Source organism: Nocardia amikacinitolerans NBRC 108937 (assembly GCF_001612615.1).
In the GTDB taxonomy this organism is placed as follows: domain Bacteria; phylum Actinomycetota; class Actinomycetes; order Mycobacteriales; family Mycobacteriaceae; genus Nocardia; species Nocardia amikacinitolerans.
The window spans coordinates 1-17,819 of sequence record NZ_BDAU01000054.1; the positions used below are offsets into that span (position 1 = coordinate 1).

Consider the following 17,819-nt stretch of genomic DNA (forward strand, 5'->3'; position numbering starts at 1 on the left):
ACGCCTCACATAGGCACCGCCTATGCGAGGCGTGCACGGGATATGTGGCAGCTTCGGCGTGGCTCAGAAATAGGCCGGGTCGGGTAGTGCCCGTTCGGCCGCGCGTAGTCGTTCGGCGAGGCTGGTCAACAGGTCGATCGACTCGGCCGAAAGGCCGATGCTCGTGCGAACGAGTCGACTCAGCCGCGGGTCGCTGAGTTCGCCGATCAACGGGAGGTCGGGATCGGCGGGGTGCTGGTCGAGATGGTCGAGATCCACGGGGGCGCTCACAATCTGACGACTGGAATTGGCGTCACCGTCGCACAAATTGCCCCGTCACGCCAGTACGAATACGTCACGCCAGTGCGAATCGTCAGTGCCGACCCGCCTCCGCTTCCATCCGCGCCACCATGTGCGGATAGTGCAGCTCGAAAGCCGGGCGCTCGGAGCGAATGCGTGGGAGCTCGAAGAAGTTGTGCCGCGGCGGCGGGCACGGCGTCGCCCATTCCAGCGAATTGCCGTATCCCCAAGGGTCGTCCACCGTCACCGGCTCCCCGTAGCGGTAGCTCTTGAAGACGTTCCAGATGAACGGCAGCATCGAGGCGCCAAGCAGGAAAGCGCCGATTGTCGAGACGGTGTTCAGGGTGGTGAAACCGTCGCCGGGCAGGTAGTCGGCGTAGCGGCGCGGCATGCCTTCGGCGCCGAGCCAGTGCTGGACGAGGAAGGTCAGGTGGAAGCCGATCAATGTAGTCCAGAAATGCAACCGCGCGAGGCGCTCGTCCAGCAGCCTGCCGGTCATCTTCGGGAACCAGAAGTAGATGCCCGCGAAGGTGGCGAACACGATGGTGCCGAACAGCACGTAGTGGAAGTGCGCCACCACGAAATAGGTGTCCGTGACGTGGAAGTCGAGCGGCGGGCTGGCCAGGACCACACCCGAGAGCCCGCCGAAGAGGAACGTCACCAGGAAGCCGACCGAGAACAGCATCGGCGATTCGAAGGTCAGCTGCCCACGCCACATCGTGCCGATCCAGTTGAAGAACTTGACGCCCGTCGGCACCGCGATCAGGAACGTCATCAGCGAAAAGAACGGCAGCAGAACGGCTCCCGTCGCGTACATGTGGTGTGCCCACACCGCGACGGAGAGCACGCCGATCGCGAGCGTCGCGTAGACCAGCGCGGCATAACCGAAGATCGGTTTGCGGCTGAACACCGGGAAGATCTCGGTGACGATCCCGAAGAACGGCAGCGCCACGATGTACACCTCGGGGTGCCCGAAGTACCAGAACAGGTGCTGCCACAACAGGTTTCCGCCGGTGGCCGGATCGAAGACGTGCCCGCCGAGGTGCCGGTCCACCGCGAGCCCCATCAGCGCCGCGGTCAAAATCGGAAAAGCCAGCAGCACAAGCACACTGGTGACGAGGATGTTCCAGGTGAAGATCGGCATGCGGAACATCGTCATGCCGGGGCAGCGCAGGCAGACCACGGTGGTGATCATGTTGACCGCCCCGAGAATGGTGCCGAGACCCGAGACGACCAGACCCATGATCCACAGATCCGCACCCACGCCGGGTGAGTGCTCGAACAGGCTCAGCGGCGTGTAGCCGGTCCAGCCGAAGTCGGCGGGACCGCCCGGGGTGAGGAAACCGGCCGTCGCGATCGTCGCGCCGAACAGGTAGAGCCAGTAGCTGAACGCGTTGAGCCTGGGAAACGCCACGTCGGGCGCGCCGATCTGCAAGGGCAACACCGCGTTCGCGAAGCCGAACACGACCGGCGTGGCGTAGAACAGCAGCATGATCGTGCCGTGCATGGTGAACAGCTGATTGAACTGCTCCGGCGAGAGGAACTGCATGCCGGGCCTGGCCAGCTCGGCGCGCATCAGCAGCGCGATCAGACCGCCGATGAAGAAGAACGTCATCGCGGTGGTCAGATACATGACCCCGAGCACCTTCGGATCGGTGGTGGTGATCATCTTCCACAGATAGGAACCCTTGGGCCCCAACCGACGTGGATAAGGACGGACGGCCTGCAGTTGGGTCGTGCTCACGATCGCGCCACCTTCCGAGAACGCCGGCGGGCCTGTGGACCGGATTATGCGCCGCCGCGCCGGGCGACATGCCGAATTCGGACATCCGCACCCGCGTGTGCGACCTACCCGGGTAGGAGGCGCATTTGCGACCGGGGGCGGATGTGCGCGCCGTAGCGCGGCCGTAGCGTGAGGATATTCCGACAGAGACGTGGGGGCCGAGATGAAAAGCTGGATTCGGTGGGCGGCGATCAGCGGCGTGCCAACGGTGTTTCTCCGGATGCGGGCGCGGCGCGGCGAGCCGCTGGCGCAACTGCTGACCGATCCGCACGCGCGCGAGAATCCGTATCCGTTCGGCGCGCGGATCAGGGCCGAGGGCAGGCTGGTTCGGACGCCGTTCCTGCTCGCATCGGCCGACCACGAGGTCTGCCGGAATATTCTGCGCGACAAGAACTTCGGCGTGACCCCGCCGGACGCGATAGACCTGCCCGAGCCGTTTCGGCGGCTGATCCGCGCCACGGATCTGCGGCTGGCCAGTCCGGTGGAGCCGCCGTCCATGCTCATGGTCGATCCGCCGGAGCACACCCGCTACCGCAAGCTGGTGGCAGGCGCCTTCACCCCGCGCGCGGTGGCCCGGCTGCGCGACCGGGTCGGCGAGGTGACCGAGGAACTGCTCGATGGCCTAGCGGCACGCGAAAACGCCGATCTCATCGGCGATTTCGCGCTGCTGTTGCCGATCGCGATCATCAGCGAGATCCTCGGCATCCCCGCCGAGAAACGCGACGACATGCTCGAATTCGGGAACGCGGGCTCACCGCTGCTTGACATCACCGTCTCGTGGCGCCAGTTCCGCGCGGCCGTCGCCGCGCTGCGCGCCAGCCAGGACTACCTGATCGGCCACATCGAGCACCTGCGCCGCGCACCGGGCGACAACATCCTCAGCGACCTCGCCACCGGCGGCCAACTCACCGACCGCGAACTGCTCGCCACCGCGACCCTGGTCGCGGGCGCGGGATTCGAGACGACCGTCAACCTGCTCGGCAACGGCGCGATGCTGCTGCGCGACCACCCCGACCAACTGGATCTGCTGCGCGCCGAACCGGCCCGCTGGCCCGGCGCGATCGAGGAGATGCTGCGCTACGACAGCCCCGTGCAGATGACCGCCCGAACGGCGTTGCGCGACACGGAGATAGCGGGCGAGCGGATACGGGCGGGCGAGACGATCGCGCTCCTGCTCGGCTCGGCGAACCGCGATCCCGCCGTGTTCCTCGATCCCGACACCTTCGACATCACCCGATCCAACGCCAAGGACCACTTGGCCTTCGGCAGCGGCGTGCACGCTTGTCTCGGCGCGAGCCTGGCCAGGATGGAAGGGGCGATCGCGCTCCGGGCGCTCTACGACCGCTTCCCCGACCTGCGGCACACCGGACCGGCGACGCGGCGCGGACTGGTGAATCTGCGTGGGTACGAGCACATTCCGGTGTCGACCGGCGTGGAGCGGCGCGTGGTGGTCGGCTGATCGCTCGACCTTCATTTCCGGCCGGGTCGCTGCCTGAGCGTCAGGCAAGCGCTGGGCGGCCAAACGGTCGAGTTCGGAGGGCATCTCCGCCAGTCGCACCGGATGGGGGCCAGGCAAACGTGGTTGCCAGCAGACCAAGAGCGCCTTGGGCGCCCCCTGAGCGATCAAGGAAGCCCTGATCAGCGGCTGAGCGGCCAGTAGACAGCCGCGAACTTCTCTGTTGGCGGGCGCGGCTCTGCCGCGTATGCGGGCCGCTGAGCGAGCGCCGCGGTTGGTCGCGAACGGGGTAGCACGGCGGGCGGTGCTCGGCGGCTGGCCGATCAACGCGAAGACAGCGCAGGGCGGTCGCCGGTGGGGATACCGGCGACCGCCCTGAACTTCGATCGCGACTACCTGAGCTTGCGCGCCTTCCCAGCCCAGTCCGCACCCTGATGCCTTGCCGCCTCGGTGAATTCGGCTCCGCGGTGCCGCGCGGTCTCACCCAGCTCCGCACCCTTGTGCCGGGCTGCCTCGCGCAGCTCCGCGCGACGGTGCCGCGCGGCCTCGCTCAGTTCGGCGCGCCGGTGCTTGGCGGTCTCGCCGAACCCGGACCCGCCCTTGGCCGCCTTCTTCAGTTCGGCGCGGCGCTGCTTCGCTGCCTTCTTCAGCTCGGCACGGCGCTGCCTCGCGGTCTGGCCCAGTTCGGCTCCGCGCAGCTTGGCGACTTCGCCCAGTTCGGCTCCGCGGTGCTTGGCGACTTCGCTCAACTCGGCTCCGCGGTGCTTCGCGACTTCACCGAGTTCGGCTCCCCGCAGCCGCGCGACCTCGCCCCATTCGGCGCCGCGCTGTTTGGCGACGTCACCGAGCTCGGAGCCGCGCACCTTGGCGACCTCACCCAACTCCGCTCCACGCGCCCGGGCGACCTCACCCAACTCCGCTCCGCGCCCCTTGGCGATACCAGCCCACACCCCACCGCGCGCCTTCGCCACATCGCCGAACTCGTCGCCGCGTTCCTTCGCGATCTCCGCCCACTCCGAACCGTGAGTCCTTGCGGCATCGGCGAATTCGGCGCCGTGCTCGCGGGCGGCGGCGGCCAGTTCCGCGCCGCGCTCCTTCGCCACCGCGGCGATCGCCGCGCCGCGTTGCTTGGCCGCGGCGGCCCAGTCGGGTCCGTGGGTCTGCACGATCTCGGCGAGCTCGGAGCTCTTGGTAGCGGCGGTGCCGCCCAGCACCTTCGCGCGCTCCGCGACGACGTGCGCCTGCTGGCGCAGTGCCTCACCGTTCGCATTGTCGGCGGCCGCGCCGAACGGCAGCGCCGCCGAGACCGTGGCCGCCGCGTTGCGTGCCGCGCGCTTGCCGCGCCAGCCGAGGGACGGTTTGCCCTCGGTGTCGGCGCTGGCGATCAGCAGTCCGCCGAGCAGGCTGATGTCCTTGAGGAAGGCGTTGCGTTTGGCCGCCTTCCGGTCCGGGTCCTGTTCGGCCCAGAAGTCCTGTTCGGTGATGGTGGCGGGCACCACCGTGGCCGCGAGTACGAGCGAGGCGAGGCGTGGCGCCTTGCCAAGTGCGAGCAGCACGCCGCCCGAGACCTGCGCGATGGCGTTGATCCGCACCACCGTGGCCGGGTCGGCGGGCAGCTTCGCGGCGACGTTGTCCGGCAGCGAACGCTCACCGCGCTCGACCAGCGTCGCGGCGGTCTTCGCGCGCGGTTCGGGATGAATCAGCGTGTCGACCCCATCGGCGACGAAGGCGGTCGCCAGCAGTGGTCGGGCTAGTCGGCGCAGCAACATGAACGTCAACCCTTTCCTCGATGGCTTATCGACCGGGTTCCCGTGGCATAGATCGCCAAACACCAAGATCAGCATACGCCCGAGCGCCATCCCGCCCGGGCGAAAAGTGCTCGTCAGCCGCGTCCGAACCTCCGTCAGGAACTGCGCGGCAGCGAGTCGGCGCGCGGCGCGTGCGGTCGGCGGCCGCCGTGCGGGCGGATCTCGGGAGCGGCGAGGAACTCGGTGATCGTGGCCGTCACCGTCGCCGGGTCCTCCACCATCGGGAGGTGGCCGCAGTCGGGGAGCACCACGCTGGTGTGCGGGCGCAGGGTGCGGTCGAGGACGGCGCCCGCCGAGGCGGAGAGGATGTGGTTCTGCTTGCCCCAGATCGTGCAGATCGTCGGGAAGGCCGGGCCGGGGGTGAACTCGTCGAGGACGCGGAAGCTCGGAAAGTCCTGCACCAGCCCGTGCAGCGCCTGCAACCGGCCGCGATCGCCCCAGTGCGCCTTGAGCCGCCGCGAATGCTGCATGCCGAGGCGGCGCCCCCGCGCGCCGAGCTGGTTGGCGATGATCAGCGAGATCACCCGGTCGGGCAGGGCGAGCCGCTTGGCGATGGGCGCCAGCGGCAGCTTGGCGTCCACCCAGGCAAGGCCCGCGGACTCGCCCTTGCGCACGGTGTTCCGGGTGAGCGGGCTGACCAGCACCAGCGCGCGCACGTTCGACGGATGCGCCATGGCGTAGCCGAGCGAGGTGGCGCTGCCGAGGCAGTTGCCGATGAGCACGACGTCGGACAGGTCGTGCGCGTCGAGGAAGGCGCCGAGCATCCGCACATACTCTTCGAGCCGGTAGCCGTTGGCCGGTTGATCGGATTCGCCGTAGCCCGGCAGGTCGAGTGCGAAGACCTCGTGGTCGCGCTTGAGCACCGCCACCTGATCGTCCCAGATATGTCGCTGCGTTCCCGCGTTGTGCAGCAACACGATCGGCGGCCCACTGCCGATACGGTCGAAGACTACGGTCCGGCCCTGGTGCGCGAAACTCGCCACGTCGCCTCCTTGCGAGTGGTCAGGCATGCGACGTGCACACCTGATTCCCAAGGTAGACCCCGTTATGGTGGCAGGTCGAGACCCCGCGTCACCCGCTCACGTCTGTGATGGCCTCCGCAATGCCCGCGCGAACCACCTTGCCGGTCGCGTTGCGGCTGAGTGGGGTGGTGGTGAGACGCCAGCGGGCGGGCACCTTGTAGTAGGCCAGCCGCTCCCCGGCGAACTCGCGCAGGTCCGCTTCGCTGACCGTCGCGCCCTCACGCACCACCACGAGGGCGGCCACCTGCTGACCCAGATCGGCGTCCGGCACGCCGACCACGGCGCTCTCCTCGACGTCGGGGTGTTCGTCGAGACACTGCTCGACCTCGGTCGGGTAGACGTTCTCCCCGCCACGCAGGATGAGATCCGACCGTCTGCCCGACAGCCGCAGCCTGCCCTCTTCGAGGATTCCGATGTCGCCGGTGCGCAACCAGCGATCCGGGGTAATCGCGGCCGCCGTGGCTTCGGGATCGTTCCAGTAGCCGAGCATCACGTACGGGCTGCGCACCCAGATCTCGCCCTCCACGCCCTCGCCGACCGGCTCGCCGAGCGGGTCGCGAATCTCCAGGCTCACGCCGATCACCGGACGGCCGACCGTGTCCGGGTGCGCGGCGAGTTCGGCGGGGGCGGCGATGGTGGCGGCCGTCGAGCATTCGGTCATCCCGTAGCTGGTCACCAGCGCATTCCGCGCGACGGGCAGCCGCTGCCGCAGCCGCTCTTGCAGTGCCGCCGAGGAAGGCGCGGAGTTGAGCGAGAAGGCGGCCAGCGAAGACACGTCGTAGGCGTCGAGGTCGACCTCGAGCAGCCGGGTGGCCATGGTCGGCATCGCGCCCCAGTTGCTGATCCGTTCCCGTTCGATCAGCCGAAGCACCCGGTCGGCGTCGAACGCGCCCTGGTAGATGACGGCCGTGTCGCCGGTGACCATCCGCGGCAGCACCAGGTTGTGCAGGCTGGCGATGTGGAACAGCGGGGAGGTCAGCAGGAAACGCCTGCCCTTGGGGCTACCGTCGTCCGCCCCGCCCGCGAAGGCCGCGGCCAGCGCGTCGTTGAAGCGGTGATAGTCGATGACCGCCAACAGGTTTCGGTGCGAGTGCACCGCGCCCTTTGGTCGTCCGCTTGTGCCGCTGGTGTAGAGGATGACGGCCGGATCGTCTTCGACGACGGCGGCGTCGGGCAACTCGCCCGCCGCGAACTCGGCGACCAGCGCAGGGACGTCGCGCTCCATGGTGAGCACCGGCACGGCGACGCCGAGCTCGGCGACCCGCTCGGCGCGCTTGGCGTCCACGATCAGCACCGCGGGTTCGGTGTGTCCGAGGCCGTAGGCGATCTCGCGCGGCGTCCACCACGCGTTGTAGCCGACCGCGATCGCGCCGAGGCACTGCGCGGCCCAGAACGCCACCACCCACTCGGGAGTGTTCGCCGCGAGGATGCCGACGCGGTCGCCCTTGCCGACGCCGTAGCGGTCCCGCAGCGCCCTGGCCAGCGCGCCGACTTCGGCCGCGTGCTCGGCGTAGGACAGCCGCCGGTCCTCGGTCACCAGGTATTCGCGGTCGCCGAGCGCGGCCGAGGCGGCGAGTACCTCGCGCAGCGCGCGCCCGCGGTTCTTCAGCACCGGAAGCGGCGCGCCGAGCACGTCCTCGACCGTCGTCTCGAAGGGGCCGCCCGGCCCGGTGAGCCGCCCGATGACGATCGCGGCCAGCGCCTGGGGATCCATGGATTTCGTCATTCGATGTTCCTCGTCGTTCGTGCGCGGGTTCACGGGATCAGTACCGCCCGTCCGCGGATTCGCCCGTTTGCCAGGCGGTCGAGCGCTTCGGGGCCGTCGTCCAGCGCGAAGACCTCGACCTCGACCCGGAGTCTGCCCGATCGAGCAAGCGCGACGGACTCGATCAGGTCGGATTTGGTGCCGCCGTAGGACTTTCGTACCGTCGCACCCCACGGCCAGCCGGGGCCGCCCGCGGGCGCCGCGGTGAGTTCCGGCGCGCCCGCGCCGAGCCCGATCATCCGGTACGCGCCGTTGGGCGCCACGCATTCGACCGCGAGGCGCGCGGTCTGGTCCACGCCGACGAAATCGAACACCGCCTCGGCGCCGCGCCCGCCGGTCCGGTCGAGGATGGCCGCGGCGGTTCCTGCGTCGACGAGCAGTCCTTCCTCGGCGCCGTGCGCGCTCGCCAGCGCGAGCTTGTCCTCGTGCACGTCCACCGCGATCACCCTGGCGGCGGTGGTGGCGGCGAGGATCTGCACCGCGACGTGCCCGAGGCCGCCGACGCCGATGACCACGGCCGTCGCGCCGGGCCGCAACTGGTCGCGCGCGCCGTCGATCGCGTGATAGCTGGTCAGCCCCGCGTCGGCGAGCGGCGCCGCCTGGGCGAAGTCCAGATCACCGATCGGCACGAAAGCCGTTGCGGGAATACGGATGTACTCCGCCATGCCGCCGTCGGGACCGAGTCCGGGACACGGCGGCATGGCTGCCCGACCTGCGGCCAGGCACACGTTCTCGTTGCCGCGCACGCACTCCCGGCACACGCCGCACGACCAGCACAGGTAGACGATGCCGCGATCGCCGATCGCCAGGCCGGTCACCCGTTCGCCGACTTCCGCGACGGTGCCCGCGATCTCGTGGCCGAGCGTGAGCGGGTCGTCGCGCAGGCGGAACGGTATCTTCAGCACGTGCAGGTCCGAATGGCAGATGCCCGCCGCGCCGACCCGCAGCAGCAGATCTTCGGGTCCGATCGTGGGCACCGGCACCTCGCGCAACTCCAGCGTGCCGGGACCGGTCAGCTGGAGCGCTCTCATGCCGCCCCCTCCCGCACCGCCGCGTAGGTCGCACGCAGGTAGGCGTCGGCGCGGGCCGAGCCCATGATGCCCGGCTCCATCTTGTTCATGGTGTAGGCGAAGGTCAGGCGGTGGTCCAAATCGTTGACCACGATCGCTCCGCCGTACCCGGCCCACCAGCAGACGCGGCCCTCGGGCACGGCGGGCGCGGTCTGCGGGTGTGGCAGGCCGTAGCCGATGCCGAAGCGCAGCGGAACGAGCAGCGCCTGGTCGACGCCGTCCGATTGCTGCTCGAAGATCAGGTCGATGGTCTTGTCCGACAACAGTTTCCGTCCGTCCAGCGCGCCGCCGCAGGACACCACCGACTGCGCCCGCGCCACCGAGCGCGCGTTGCCGTGGCCGTTGACCGCGCCGATCTCGGCCTCCTGCCACCCGGGGGTCGCGGTCTCGGCGATATCCAGCAGCGGATTCGTGAGCGTCTTGACCAGGATGCTGTCCTGGTCCAGCGTCGACATGTCGAATTGCAGTGCGGGCGGCGGGATCAGCGGGGCGATGCGGTCGCGGTGCTGGGGGCCGGTGCCGATGTGGAAGTCGGCGCCGAGCGGCTCGGCGAGTTCCTCGGCGAAGAAGCGGCCGAGGCTGCGTCCGGTGACGCGGCGAATCACCTCGCCGACCAGGTGGCCGTAGTTGAGCGCGTGATACCCCGATGCGCTGCCCGGCTCCCACCACGGCGGCTGGGCGGCCAAGCGCGCCGCGGCCGCTTCGGTGTCGTAGATGTCCGCCAGGTCGATCGGCGGCTGCCACCCCGAGACGCCGGAGGTGTGCGCGAGTACGTGCCGAATCTCGATGTCGCCCTTGCCGTTCGCGGCGAACTCCGGCCAGTAGTGTGCGACCTTCTGGTGCACGTCGAGCTCGCCGCGATCGACGAGCAGCAGCGCGCACAGCGCCGTCATGGTCTTGCTGATCGAGAAGACGTTCACCAGGGTGTCGGTCCGCCACGGCACGGTGCGGTCCTCGTCCAGGTGCCCGCCCCAGATGTCGACCACCGGCTCGCCGTCGACGGTGACGCAGATCGACGCGCCGAGTTCGGCGCCGGAATCCAGTTGGCGCGCAAGCTCGCTCCGGACGCCTTCGAAGCGATCCGCGCAGTATCCCGAGGTGTCACTCATGGCTCTCACACCCGGTCCAGCGCTCGGGCGGGCACCGGCAGCGCGTAGCCTGCCGCGGCGGCGCGCTTGGCGCCCCTGGCCATCTCCCGCTGCATATCGCGCATGTACGGCTCGAATTCGACCTGGATCGTGTGGCGCGGTGAGTTGTAATAGCGGCCCGCGCGGGCGTTTTCGGCGGCGCGGATGTCCTCGCGCATCCCCTCCGGGTCGGGCGGAAGATAGCGTCCGGTCAGATACGCGGCGACCAGCTTGCTCTGCTGCTCGGCGAAGTTGACCAGCGTGGGCAGCGGCTGGGCGAGTCCGAGGTAGAAGAGGTTGTCGACGCCCGGCTTCATCATCTGCTTGAACAGCGGGAGCCGATTATCGCTGTCCGGCAACAACTCCGGATCGCTGAAGAACGGGAAGCTGATGTGATAGCCCGTCGCGCAAACGATCACGTCCACCTCTTCCACGCTGCCATCGGCGAAGCGCACCCGCGGCCCCTCCAGCGCGGTGATGGCGGGCTTGAACGCGATGTCGCCGCAGCCGGCGCGGTGCAGGAACTCCTCGCTCGCCGAGGGGTGCGCCTCGAACGGCTTGTGATCCGGCGCGGGCAGACCGTAGAACTCCATGTCGCCGCGGAACTTACGGACGAAGCGCTGCTTCAACTTCAGCGCGAGCTTCCGCGGCATCCACGGCGGCACACGGCGTTTGTCGCCGACTTCGCCGTGCACGTATTTCGGCAGCACCCACACTCCGCGCCGGGCCGAGACCGTCAGCCGCGCGGCGAGGAAGCGCTGGGACAGCTCCGAGGCGATGTCGAGCCCGGAGTTGCCCATGCCAACCACGACAACCCGCTTGCCGCGCATGTCGACCGGGTCGAACGGGTCGTTGTAGGCATGGCTGTGCATGAGCACACCGTCGAATTCGCCCGGGTAATCCGGCATTCTGGGATCCCAGTGGTGGCCGTTGCACACGATCAGCGCGTCGTAGGCGCGGGTGCGCCCGTCGGAGGCGGTCACCAGCCAGAGCCCGTCGGGCTGCCGTTCGGCCGCGGTGACCTTGGTGTCGAACAGGATCTTGTCGCGCAGGCCGAAGTGGTCGACGTAGTTCTTGAAGTACTCGAACAGCTGCGAGTGGTGCGGGAAGTCCGGCCACGACTCCGGCACCGGATAGTCCTCGAAGGCCAAGCGCCACTTGGACGTATCGATGTGCAGGCTCTGGTAGCAGGCCGACATGCCGTTGGGGTTCTTGAAATACCAATTGCCGCCGACCTCGTCACCCGCCTCGAAGCAATCGAACGGAATGCCGTGGTCCTGGAGGCGTTTGGCGGCGGTGATGCCCGATGGCCCCGCGCCGATGACGCATACCCGGGGGAGTTGCTGAGAAGTCAAAGTCGATGTCCTCGTCTGGAGCTGCCTGCGTCGAGCGGGCCGCGAGCGGTGGGCGACCACCGCTCGCGCCGTCCGTCGCCGAAGTGACGTAGGCAACAAATTAACACTCGCTAGACTTACTGTCTAGTGAGTGGCAAGCTGTCTATTGGAAGCGCCGACGAGACGGAGTTACCGTTCACCATGCCGACCAAGCCGAAGCAAGCCGGGCTCAGCCTGCGCGACGAACAGAAGCTGCAGACCAGGGCCAAACTGCTGGAGGCCGCCAAGACGCTGTTCGGCGCGAACGGCTACGCCGCGGTGCGGGTCGACGAGATCGCCGCCGAGGTCGGGTGCAGTCGCGCCACCTTCTACCTGCACTTCACCGGAAAGCTGGACATCCTGCGCGCGGTCGCCGCGCAATCCACCGCACCCACCGCGCTGCACTTCTACGAGGACCTGGACCGGGTGCTCGACGTCGGCACCCGCGAGGCGTTCGTCGGCTGGATGTCCAGGGCCATCGACTGGTTCCACGAATACAAGGACCTGCTGCCCGCCTGGGACGAGGCGACCACGCTGGAACCCGAGTTCCGCGCGATCGCCAGGCAGGGCATCGCGGCATTGCCCAACGCGATGCCCTCGTACCTGTCCCGCTGGCCCGCCGATCGCGTGGACGAGGCGCGGCTGCGCGTGGAACTGCTTGTGGCGCAACTGGAACGGTTCTTCACCCGGTGGGCGATGCAGGGCACCATCGATGTCGGCGCCGAGCAAGCCGCCGAAGTGCTCACCGACATCTGGTTTCCCGCACTGCAACCGCCCGCGGGGCCGAGTGGTGCGAAGTAGGCGTACCTCCGCATTCGCTCCGGCCGTGCGGGGTCTGGGGACGGACTGCATCCGGCAGCGCCGATTGGGTCGCTATATGTAGCCCCGTGTTTGCTGTCGCGGGTGGGCCGGGGTGAGGCGGTGCGAATTCCCGACGCGGTGCGAATCTGTCGGTGGCGTGCGGCATCATCTGTGCACGCAGACATCCACGAAGACCGCTCGGAGTGCCCCATGCCGTCGCCAAGAACCAAACCCAAGCCGTTGTCCGACACCGAGATCGAGCAGATCGCCGCGGAGATCGCGGGCGGCCGGCCGCCGATGGTCTGGTTCACCGCCGCCGCCGTCGGTGTGCCAGAGGGGCGTTCGGGCAAGGTGATCGCGCTCGGCGATCCGTCCGACGGTGATTTCCTGCAGGTGCGGCCGACCGGTTCGAAGGATGTACTGTCCTTTTCTCCGACCGAAGTGACGTTGACCAAGCCGTCGCGCGACCGGGCGGCGGCCGCACCACCCAGCCAGCCGAAGTCGACTACAAGGAAGGACTCGACCGTGACCCAGCCGTCGACCACGACGAGCGCATCGGCGCCGACCGCCAGCCTCGCTCCGGTTCCCCCCGCGCCGAAACCCGTTGCGCCGGTGGCGGAATCGAGCGGCTCCGCCGCAGGGGCGTCGAAGCCCGCGACCGCGCCGAAGCCGGCCAAGGCAGCGGCGGCGCGCAAGGCGAAGGCCGCGGAGGTCACGGTGACGCTGTCCGGCACGGCCGACGGCGAATGGACGGTCGAGGTGGTCAACGGTAAGAAGCGCTCGGTGCGCGGGCTGCCGGTGAACAGTTCCGCGGTCGCGCAGGCGGCCAAGATCCTGCACCCGGAAGTGGCCGAGGTGGTCGCCGGGGTCCTGGAAGCGGCACGGGGCGCGCAGCTGGCGAAGGTCGAGCAGTTGCAGGCCGAGCTCGAAGAGGCCAAGCGACTGTTAGATGAACTGACGGACTGAGTCCCGGCTCTTTCGGAGCTGCCTGCTAGGACGGCGGCCCCGGGTCGTTCGGCGCGCCGGGATACGGCAGTGTCGGGTGGTCCGTGGTCGCGCTCAGACCGCGGTGCTCTCGGCGTTCGAGCGCCAGGTCCGGGATGGGGTGTCGGGCGCGGCGATGGGGCGGCCCGCAGGCAGGTGCGGATGGCGCAGGTCGTCGTGGAAGGCGTAGCCGAGCGAGTACTCCTTGGCGTGGTACATCGCCGAATCCGCGTCCCGGATCAGGTCGTAGACGGTGGCCTCGGGGTCGCGTGGACTGTCGCACGCGATGCCGACGCTCGCGGTGATGGGCACTTCGCCCGCGCTCAGTTCGAAGGGGCGGACGAAGGCCCCGAGTAGTCGCTCGGCGAGCACGGCCGCGTCCTGCTTGCCGAGCGGAGCGAGCACCACGAACTCGTCGCCGCCGTACCGGGCGACCGCGTCGTCGCGGCGCACCACCCGCCGGATCCTGGAGGCGGCGTTGGCGATCAGTTCGTCGCCGACGGCGTGGCCGTAGCTGTCGTTGACCATCTTGAAGCCGTCCAGGTCGATGAACAGCAGGCACAGCGGCTGATCGCGCCAGTGCGCGCTGTTGCGGTTGAGCGCGCGCAGCAGCGCCGACCGGTTCAGCAGGCCGGTGAGCATGTCGTGATCGGCCTGGTACTGGGCCCGGCGCTCGCTGCGCGCGCTGCGTTGGATCGCGCGTTCGCTGCGCACCAGCACGCCGATCAGCAGCAGCGCGAACAGCGAGGACACCACCGCCCGGTCGACGGCGCCGAGACTCGAACCGACCACCGGCACCAGCGACGCCACGATCAGCGCGACCGCGATGAAACTGGCGCGCTGCCTGGAATGGTGCGGATGGATGTGGCGCGGCGCCCCGAGGCTCGCCATGGTCGGGTGCAGTGCGGCGATGCCGACCGTCGCGTAGGCGATCAGCAGCGGCGTCAGCAGGACCTCGTGGCCGAGGGAGGCGGTGCCCGCGGTTTCCAGGCTGTAGCCGAGATCGCCGACCAGCACGGCGACCATGGCCAGGTGCAGCAGCCGCAACGACGTCTCCGAGCGGGTCGCCGTGGCCACCGAATGGGCGACCAAGGTCAGCAGCAGGGCGTCGAGGATCGGATACGACGCCGCGACCACCGTGGTGAGGGTGGTCGCGCGCGATTGCAGGATGGGGGAGATGAGGAAGGTCCAGGAGGCCAGCAGCGCGCCGAGACCGATGAGCGCCGAATCGAGCAGCAGGTCGTAGTTGCCGCGGACCTGCCTTGGGCGTAGCCAGAGCGTGGCCGCCACCCCGATGCCCAGGTACCCGGCCAGCGTGCAGATGTCGTCGAACGGGCTGATCGCGTCGTCGGTGAAGTCGCGCAGCATGGTGCCGAGCGCGAAGAGCACCGCCGACAGCGACAGCAGATACCACGGCAGCGGCTGCGCAGGGCGATGGCGAAGCAGCCCGGCCCCGATCATGGTGAGGGCCCCCGCCACCACCGCCAGCATCGTCAGCAGGGCCAGCGCGCGAGAGTGGAACACCAGCGGCACCGAGATCAGTGCCGTCCAGCCGCCGAGAAGCGCCACGCACCAGAGGTTTCCGGTACAGTAGCTGCGGTCGCTCGCCTGCGCTTCGCTGGATGTCATCAGCCCCCCTTGGTCGCTCCGTCCCCGGTGAACTGTGCGGCGTAGTACGTCTGTGAATCCTCCACCGCGACTTCGACGTTCGTCTGCTCATCGAGCACCGCGCGAATGCTGTCGGCGAACGAGAGCTGAGTGTTGTTGTACGAGCAGATGTCCCAGCCGACCGCGGCGCGCTCGGCCACCAGTGTCCGGACAACTGATTTGATCATGGCATGGAAGGCGGCCCCTTGTCGTGCACTTGGCGCAACAAGGGTGAATCCCGCGTAGTAGATCGCGTTGCGCGCCGCGTGCTCGGGATAGCGCGCGGCGAAGTAGTCCGGGCTGATCCACGGCACCGTCTCCAAATGCCTGGTCAGCGTGGTCAGTCCGATCGGCTCGCCGGAGGCGGTGCGCGCGACGTGCTTGTGCACCCGCGGATCGACCATCTCCTCGTGGAATTCGTCGCGGTGCAGCACCTGCCTGGCGATGGCCTTGGTGCGCAGCGGGCCGAATGCCTCCTCGTAGAGGCGGTGGAACATCTCGATCCGGTCGTCCGGAATCGTGGTCTCGACGGTGACGTGCACCTCGCTCATCGCCGTCAGCTCCAGGAAGTCGTGTGGTAGGCGGCCAGGACGACCGCGCAGGCCGGGTCGCCCGCGCAGCGCGTCTGGGCGAGCGAGAGCTGAACGGGGCCGAAGGTTTCGGGCCGGTGTGCGGTCATGTCGGCGAGGCTGGCGCGGATCAGTACTTCGACCTCGGCCGCGCTCTCGCCCTCGTGCTCGACGAAGAGCCCCGCTCCGGAACCGTCGTCGCGCAGCGCCCAGCCGATGCCCGCGGCGGCCGAACTGCCCAGCTCGTCGGCGTGCTGCGCGGCGTAGACACAGTAGAGCCGATCGCCCCAGGGGATCGGCTTGCGGACACGGGCGGTGCGCTCCAGCATGGCGCGCGGCGGGATCACCGACGACAGGCGAATCAAGTTCGCATCACCCACTCCCAACTCGCGCAGGGCCGCGTCGAACGCCGACAGCGCTGTCGGGCCCACCCCGGTCGCCGCGCCGATCTCGATCCTCAGTGGCGCCCCGGGGATCTGCCGGTTGTCACGCTCCGGCCTGCCCAGGGGCGGAAGTAGTCGATCGAACCACTGCAGCCCGAGCAGGCCGCCGCGTGGGGTGGTGTGAATCATAGTGCCCTCCCAAAACTCTCGGCCTAATTTGCAGGCCGATATTGCTTCGAATTCGACTGTGCGGCACGATCGCGAATCGCGCACGCGCACCGGCCGAAAGCGATGCTGGGGCGGCGTGTCTCGTAACGTGTGGCGCGACGAACCAGCTCCGAGTCGATCGAGCGAGGCAGCAGTGCGGACATGGGTGGCGCCGGGCCGGGTGAACATCATCGGCGAGCACACGGACTACAACGACGGTTTCGTGTTGCCCATCGCGTTACCGATGGTGACGCGGTGCGCGGCCGCGACGACGGCCGACGGGTTCGTCCGCGTCGAATCACGGCAGCGCCCTGGCGAATCGGTGCAGGTCGGAATCGATGAGCTCGTCGCAGCGCGGGATCGACTGTCGGGTTGGGCGCGGTATCCGCTGGGCGTGGTCGCCGAGTTCGTGCGGCGCGGGCACGCCGTTCCCGGTCTCGTGCTGGAACTCGACGGAGCGGTGCCGATCGGCGCGGGACTGTCGAGTTCGGCGGCGCTGTCGTGCTCGGTGGCGGTAGCGGTGCGGGATCTGTGCGCGCCCACCGTCGCCGTCCGTGAACTCATCGATATCGCCAGGGCCGCCGAGAACGACTACGCGGGCGCTCCGACGGGGGTGCTCGACCAGTCCGCGGCCATGCTGTGCACCGCGGGACACGCGCTGTTCCTCGACGTGCGCCGGTTCAGCACCACCGACGCGGGCTACGAACAGATCCCGTTCGACCTCGCCGCTTTCGGCCTCGAGCTCTTGGTCGTCGACACCGGCCAGCCGCACGAACTGGTCGACGGCGGCTACGCGCGGCGGCGCGCCGAGTGTGCCTCGGCCGCGGCCGAACTCGGTGTGCCCGCGCTGCGCGACGCGGAGCTCGCGGACCTGGCGCGCATCACCGATCCGATCGGTCGGCGGCGGGCGCGCCACGTGATCACCGAGAACGCGCGCGTGCTTGCGGTTGCCGACAAGTTGCGCCGAGGGGCGGATCCGCGCGAGATCGGACCGGACCTGAGCGCGGGCCACGCCTCGCTGCGCGACGATTTCGAGGTCTCGACGGACGCGCTCGACACGGCGGTGACGGCGGCGCTGGACGTGGGCGCGCACGGCGCGCGGATGGTCGGCGGCGGCTTCGGTGGCAGCGTCATCGCGCTGGTCGACCGTGATCGCACCGAGGCGGTGGCCGCGGCGGTCGGTGATCGCTTCGCCCGCTCGGGCTTCCCCGCACCGCGCACGTTCGTCGTGGTTCCAGCCGCCGGAGCCCGCCGAGAGCTCTGAGCGCCGAGTTCTCGCGCGTTGACCAACGCTCGCCGCGGTGAAGTCCCCGGGCCGACGGACTCGCTGAGCAACCGTCCAGGATTTGTGCGTGATTGTGCCACGCGGGTGCGGCACAATCACGCACAGTGGATGTGAGTACCGCACGACGGACGAGCCCGGATCAGGCCCGTCCATAGCCCGCGCACGGCCGGAGCCAAGGCGGAGGTACGCCTCGTCGCCGGTTGCGCGCCAGGAGGGACGACGCTGTGCCGCTTGCCGATTCACCTTTCCTCCGGTCCGCG

Annotated in this window: 15 protein-coding genes; 4 read left to right on the forward strand and 11 right to left on the reverse strand. The window is 69.1% G+C overall.

All coding sequences use genetic code 11. The features are described 5' to 3' along the window. Window positions 1-63: 63 nt before the first annotated feature. Together NAM01S_RS30585 and ctaD are read right to left on the reverse strand one after the other, a co-directional pair. Window positions 64-270, reverse strand: a complete 207-nt coding sequence (locus tag NAM01S_RS30585) for a hypothetical protein (RefSeq protein WP_143861392.1) — start codon at window positions 268-270, stop codon at window positions 64-66. 82 nt (window positions 271-352) lie between these two features. Next, on the reverse strand, window positions 353-2,023 hold the full coding sequence (gene ctaD, locus NAM01S_RS30590) for an aa3-type cytochrome oxidase subunit I (RefSeq protein ID WP_253799481.1): 1,671 nt from the start codon (window positions 2,021-2,023) through the stop codon (window positions 353-355). A 202-nt stretch (window positions 2,024-2,225) separates the two neighbouring features. On the opposite strand from ctaD, the gene NAM01S_RS30595 reads away from it, so the two are divergent. Beyond that, complete coding sequence (locus NAM01S_RS30595; RefSeq protein WP_067791943.1) at window positions 2,226-3,521, forward strand: cytochrome P450; 1,296 nt, start codon at window positions 2,226-2,228, stop codon at window positions 3,519-3,521. Window positions 3,522-3,910: 389 nt separating this feature from the next. Here NAM01S_RS30595 and NAM01S_RS30600 read toward each other — a convergent pair whose 3' ends face one another. The 6 genes from NAM01S_RS30600 to NAM01S_RS30625 form a co-directional block, all read right to left on the reverse strand. Further along, window positions 3,911-5,287 carry a DoxX family protein gene (locus tag NAM01S_RS30600; protein ID WP_067791946.1) on the reverse strand — a complete coding sequence of 459 codons (1,377 nt, stop codon included), beginning with the start codon at window positions 5,285-5,287 and terminating at the stop codon, window positions 3,911-3,913. Between the two features lie 134 nt (window positions 5,288-5,421). After that, on the reverse strand, window positions 5,422-6,309 hold the full coding sequence (locus tag NAM01S_RS30605) for an alpha/beta fold hydrolase (RefSeq protein ID WP_067791949.1): 888 nt from the start codon (window positions 6,307-6,309) through the stop codon (window positions 5,422-5,424). Window positions 6,310-6,397: 88 nt separating this feature from the next. Continuing rightward, a complete protein-coding gene (gene casG, locus NAM01S_RS30610) occupies window positions 6,398-8,074 on the reverse strand; it encodes a steroid-24-oyl-CoA synthetase (protein WP_067792048.1) in 1,677 nt (558 codons plus the stop codon). Window positions 8,075-8,103: 29 nt separating this feature from the next. Beyond that, window positions 8,104-9,144 (reverse strand): NAD(P)-dependent alcohol dehydrogenase, encoded by a 1,041-nt coding sequence (locus NAM01S_RS30615; protein WP_067791952.1) that lies wholly within the window; start codon window positions 9,142-9,144, stop codon window positions 8,104-8,106. Beyond that, complete coding sequence (locus tag NAM01S_RS30620; protein ID WP_067791955.1) at window positions 9,141-10,292, reverse strand: serine hydrolase domain-containing protein; 1,152 nt, start codon at window positions 10,290-10,292, stop codon at window positions 9,141-9,143. The genes NAM01S_RS30615 and NAM01S_RS30620 overlap by 4 nt, the downstream gene beginning before the upstream one ends. 5 nt (window positions 10,293-10,297) lie before the next feature. Further along, the gene (locus tag NAM01S_RS30625) at window positions 10,298-11,665 is read right to left on the reverse strand and encodes a flavin-containing monooxygenase (protein ID WP_157107984.1); all 1,368 of its coding nucleotides are present in this window, start codon (window positions 11,663-11,665) and stop codon (window positions 10,298-10,300) included. 180 nt (window positions 11,666-11,845) lie between these two features. Between NAM01S_RS30625 and NAM01S_RS30630 the strand changes: the two genes are divergently transcribed. Together NAM01S_RS30630 and NAM01S_RS30635 are read left to right on the forward strand one after the other, a co-directional pair. Continuing rightward, window positions 11,846-12,484: a TetR/AcrR family transcriptional regulator gene (locus NAM01S_RS30630; RefSeq protein ID WP_067791961.1), complete on the forward strand. Its 639-nt coding sequence runs from the start codon at window positions 11,846-11,848 to the stop codon at window positions 12,482-12,484. A gap of 240 nt (window positions 12,485-12,724) precedes the next feature. Further along, the gene (locus NAM01S_RS30635) at window positions 12,725-13,450 is read left to right on the forward strand and encodes a DUF6319 family protein (RefSeq protein WP_253799480.1); all 726 of its coding nucleotides are present in this window, start codon (window positions 12,725-12,727) and stop codon (window positions 13,448-13,450) included. Between the two features lie 93 nt (window positions 13,451-13,543). Here NAM01S_RS30635 and NAM01S_RS30640 read toward each other — a convergent pair whose 3' ends face one another. Genes NAM01S_RS30640 through NAM01S_RS30650 form a run of 3 tightly spaced genes read right to left on the reverse strand, consistent with a single transcriptional unit; the run spans window position 13,544 to window position 16,256 of the window. After that, the gene (locus NAM01S_RS30640; protein WP_067791967.1) at window positions 13,544-15,097 is read right to left on the reverse strand and encodes a GGDEF domain-containing protein; all 1,554 of its coding nucleotides are present in this window, start codon (window positions 15,095-15,097) and stop codon (window positions 13,544-13,546) included. Further along, entirely contained in the window at window positions 15,097-15,666 is a 570-nt protein-coding gene (locus NAM01S_RS30645) for a hypothetical protein (RefSeq protein ID WP_067791969.1), read from the reverse strand. Before NAM01S_RS30645 ends, NAM01S_RS30640 begins: the two co-directional genes overlap by 1 nt. A 5-nt stretch (window positions 15,667-15,671) precedes the next feature. Beyond that, the gene (locus NAM01S_RS30650; protein ID WP_169810925.1) at window positions 15,672-16,256 is read right to left on the reverse strand and encodes a pyruvoyl-dependent arginine decarboxylase; all 585 of its coding nucleotides are present in this window, start codon (window positions 16,254-16,256) and stop codon (window positions 15,672-15,674) included. 172 nt (window positions 16,257-16,428) lie between these two features. Here NAM01S_RS30650 and galK point away from each other — a divergent pair, with 172 nt between their 5' ends. Continuing rightward, window positions 16,429-17,538: a galactokinase gene (galK, locus tag NAM01S_RS30655; protein ID WP_084483440.1), complete on the forward strand. Its 1,110-nt coding sequence runs from the start codon at window positions 16,429-16,431 to the stop codon at window positions 17,536-17,538. Window positions 17,539-17,819 lie beyond the last annotated feature (281 nt).